Here is a 4,231-nt window from a genome sequence, read left to right as displayed (position 1 = left end):
ATCCTGGCCATCCCGTCCGAAAGCTCGCCGGTGGAACTTGGGGCCATTCGGCGCCCCGGGGTGCCGCTCATCGGCGTAATAGGTAGGCTGAGTCCGGAGAAGGGCGTAGATGTGCTGATCCAGGCGGTGTCTTTCTTGCCGGCCCGCTCGGTTTCCATCGTCCTTGCCGGCGACGGCCCCGCGCGCGCGGCGCTGGAGCAGCAGGCAGTCGCGCTTGRCATCCAATCGGATATACACTTTCTGGGAACGGTCGAGGATGTCGGATCGCTGTACCGGCAACTCGATCTGGTCGTGCTGCCTTCGCGCAGCGAGGGACTTCCCAACGTCCTTCTCGAAGCCCTCAGCGCTGATGTACCCGTTGTTGCAACCGCCGTTGGAGCCGTGCCGGAGGTCCTAGTCGACGAGGCAGCAGGCCGGATCGTCGCCCCAGGCGACCCCTGCTCGCTGGCCAAGGCGATCAGACAATCCCTGGAATACGGAAGAAGCCCTTCCGCGAAGACGGCGCGAGCCGCGGTGGCCGCACGGTTCTCGCTGGATAAGCGGGTTTGCCGACATCTGGGCCTCTACCGTGAGCTGCGTCCCGACCGGGTCACAGCGGGAACTATCCCTTGAACGCCATTCGCCATGAAACGAATGATGCGCCTCAGGCCAGCTTGAGGATCGAGATGGTCCTCCCGTCCCTGGCAATGGGGGGGATGGAAATGATGGCGCGGGATCTCGCCTTAGGGCTTGCTGCCCGCAGACATCGGGTTGGAATTACCTGCCTGGAGGAGGAGGGCGAACTCGCCGTGGCTCTTCGTGCTAGCGACGTGTCGGTAAGCCTGGTGGGCTGTCCCGGCATTCGCCCCAATTTCTTTCCTGACGCCAAGCTGAGGGCGCATGTCGCGGCACGCGGCTGCCACGTCGTCCACGCGCATAATGCAGTTTGGGCCAAAGCTGCTTTGGCGTCCTGTTCTGTCCGTGTGCCCGCGAAGGTTAGCACCTTGCACGGTTTCGCCTACGGCGAGGGGTGGCAGAGCGAGCTGTTGCGTTGGTGGGGAGCGCTCCATTCGGACGTCRTCGTAGCGGTCTCGGCGCCGTTGCGTCGCCATCTCGTCCAACGAACCCGGATACCGGCGTCGAAGGTCACCGTCCTCCCAAACGGAATCGACACGGCGCGCTTCGCACCGCGCCATCGAAGCGGAACAATTCACGCTCGTTTCGGCATCGCTCCAGGTTCTTCCCTTGTCGGTTGCGTTGCCCGGCTCGATCCGATCAAGAATCACGCCCTACTGCTTGCCTCATTGAAGCTGGTGCTTCTATCCCTCCCGCAGACCCGCCTGGTGCTTGCGGGGGAGGGACCCTTGCGCCAAGAACTCGAAGCGCTCGTCTCGGAAATGGGGATTTCCAAGTCTGTCATTTTCGCTGGAGCGATTGCCGATACAGCACCCTTGTATCGCGACCTCGACGTCTTCGTCCTGCCGTCACTTTCGGAAGGCACTTCGATCAGCCTGCTGGAGGCGATGGCGAGCGGCGTGCCGGTAGTGGCGACCGCCGTTGGCGGCACGCCCGATCTCCTTGCGGGCGGCGCATGCGGCATGCTTGTGCCTTCGGGCGATGCCGCCGCGATGGCCAGCGCTGTCATGCGCGTTTTACGGGACAGCGAGCTTCGCTCGCAGTTAGCGGCGAAAGGCCGCGAGCGGGTTACGTCAAACTTTTCACAGCTTGCAATGGTGATCGCATATGAGGAGCTATACCATTCCATTTTGAGGAAGAAGCATGAGCGCTCTTCGGCTCGCTAACGGCGGGGTCTCGACATGTGCGGCATTGCGGGCGGCATAAGCCTCGCCCCCGGGACCCGTCCCGATCCTCGCCGAGTCGAGGCAATGTCGGCCGGAATGACGCATCGCGGGCCGGATGGAGCCGGACTTTGGATTGCGCCATCTGGACGTGCGGTTCTCGCGCATCGCAGGTTGGCGGTTATTGACTTGGCGACAGGAAACCAGCCGATGCTGGACGAGTCCGGGAGCATCGGGATCACCTTCAACGGAGAGATCTACAACTACCTCGAATTGCGGGAGGAACTGGCTGGCGAGGGGGAGATGTTCCGCACCAGATCAGACACGGAAATCCTCCTGCGCCTCATCATGCGCCGGGGCGAAGAAAGCGTGAAAGTGTTACGAGGCATGTTTGCGTTCGCAGCATGGGACGATCGGTCAGGGTCCCTGCTTCTCGCGCGCGATCGTCTCGGCAAAAAACCGTTGTTCTATACGGTCGAAGGAAAATGCCTGTACTTCGCCTCTTCCCTGACTGCGCTTCGCGCCGGGACGGCGGTAAACAGCATCGAGCCACAGGCGCTCGATATCTATCTCGCTCTGGGTTACATCCCCGCGCCGTACACAATCTATCGCAATACCTTTAAGATGCCGGCCGCCAGCCTCGCGACGCTTGGCCATCGGGGGCTATGCCTGCGCGGATTTTGGGATCCCGCGGATTACGGCGAGCCCTATTCGGGTTCCTATCAGAATGCCTTGGATGAACTTCAGGAAAAGCTTGATAAGGCCGTCGCCCTCCGGCTGCGCAGCGACGTCCCCGTGGGGGTATTTCTGAGCGGTGGTATCGATTCCAGTCTCGTCACCGCCACGACCGTGCGTCAGTCGGTCGAGCAGATCGAGACATTTTGCGTGGGCTTCGAAGACAGCCGCTTCGACGAGAGCGCGTTCTCGTCCGCCATTGCGAACCATCTTGGCACCCGGCATCACACCCTGCGTGGGCGGACGGATCTTCTCGACATCCTGCCCCGGATGACGCTACATTTCGGCGAGCCCTACGCAGATTCTTCCGCCCTCGCGCTCTGGGCGATGGCCCAGCATGCGAGGCCATCGATCACCGTTGCTCTGGGAGGCGATGGAGGCGACGAAGGTTTCGCCGGCTATAGCTGGTACGGCAATGCGCGACGCCTCGACCGCTTGGCGAACTTAATCCCGGCCAGCGTGGCCCGCATTGGGGCCCGGGCGGCTCGTCTCGCGGCCCGCCATTGTCAACACAGCGTCACAATGGGCCGAGTCGAGCGCGGCTTGACGGTACTCGAGCTTTCGCGGGCGGAGCGATTTGCCGCTCTCCGCTCCTTCGTCAACGCGACGGAAGCGGAGTTTTTGTACGATGGCGAGCTGCTCGAACGGCGACGTGCGGGCCTAGACCCCGCCAGCACGATCTTAATCGACGCGTATACTTGGGCAGGCGGCACTACCCTGCGCAAGATGCGCTACACTGACATCCGGACTTATCTCGCCGACGACCTTATGCCGAAGCTCGACATCGCCACCATGGCTCACAGCCTGGAGGCCCGCGCGCCTCTGCTCGACCCTGAAGTCCTTGCATTCGGCCTGTCGCTTCCCGACCACTTCCTGATGGACGAGCGCGGCGGAAAGCGCATTCTGCGCGATCTGCTTGCGCGCCACGTGCCGCGCGCAATGTTTGAACGCCGCAAGCAAGGCTTCTCTGTACCGTTGCAGGTCTGGTTCTCCGGGCAACTGCGGCCGAGGCTTGAAGCGCTGACGCGGAGCGAGGCCCTCCAAGGGCTCGGCCTACTCAAGCCCGCGGGAATACGGCGCCTGGTAACTGAACACGCAACGGGCGCGCGCGACCACAGCCAGCGTCTGTTCTCACTCGTGCAACTGGAGGATTGGCTATGTTCCCGTTGATCTGCGTTGGGCAGCCCCGTTCGACGGTGGGAAATTATTGGATCCAACGCCTGTTCGCAGGCATAGGGAGAACATCATGAACAGCGTGATTGACGTTCTCAGGCGCCGGATCGCCGTGGTGGGGCTCGGCTATGTTGGGCTCCCGGTGGCGACCGCTTTCGCCCGCAACGGCTTCAAGGTCCTGGGTTTCGATATCGATCCCCTCCGCATTGCTGAGCTTCGCGGCGGCATCGATCGCAACAACGAACTGGAGCTTGCGGATGTTCTTTCCGCCTCGCTGCGCTTCACCGACAATCCCGCCGAGCTAGCCGAGGCCGATTTCTTCATCATAACGGTACCGACGCCGATCGACGCCGCGCGACGGCCGGATCTGTCGGCACTGCTCAAGGCCTCCGGAACCGTCGGCGGCGCCCTCAAGAAGGGCGACTTTGTGGTGTATGAGTCTACTGTTTATCCCGGCGCCACAGAGGAGGATTGCGCGCACGTTCTCGAACGCGCCTCGATGCTGAAGGCGGGTGTGGATTTCCATCTCGGCTACTCGCCCTAGC

The 4,231-nt window shown here is 62.5% G+C and carries 3 protein-coding genes and 1 pseudogene; all 4 read left to right on the top strand.

Annotation, left to right across the window (positions count from 1 at the left end):
* Positions 1-612 (top strand): glycosyltransferase (locus ACXJ7R_RS26125; RefSeq protein WP_457154352.1); only part of this gene is annotated, 612 nt, incomplete at its 5' end.
* Positions 609-1,781 (top strand): glycosyltransferase family 4 protein, encoded by a 1,173-nt coding sequence (locus ACXJ7R_RS26120; protein ID WP_457154351.1) that lies wholly within the window; start codon positions 609-611, stop codon positions 1,779-1,781. The genes ACXJ7R_RS26125 and ACXJ7R_RS26120, both read left to right, overlap by 4 nt.
* Positions 1,782-1,796: 15 nt before the next feature.
* Positions 1,797-3,683: an asparagine synthase (glutamine-hydrolyzing) gene (asnB, locus tag ACXJ7R_RS26115; protein ID WP_457154350.1), complete on the top strand. Its 1,887-nt coding sequence runs from the start codon at positions 1,797-1,799 to the stop codon at positions 3,681-3,683.
* A gap of 76 nt (positions 3,684-3,759) precedes the next feature.
* Positions 3,760-4,227 (top strand): annotated as a pseudogene (locus ACXJ7R_RS26110) (NAD(P)-binding domain-containing protein); the annotation flags it as partial.
* Between the last annotated feature and the right edge of the window lie 4 nt (positions 4,228-4,231).

This window comes from Mesorhizobium sp. P5_C1, from assembly GCF_054049815.1.
This window is presented reverse-complemented; position numbering and strand designations above follow the sequence as displayed.

Bases quoted from the DNA above. Each gene is read 5' to 3' on its own strand.
- asnB (WP_457154350.1), top strand. From the start codon at position 1,797: ATGTGCGGCATTGCGGGCGGCATAAGCCTCGCCCCCGGGACCCGTCCC.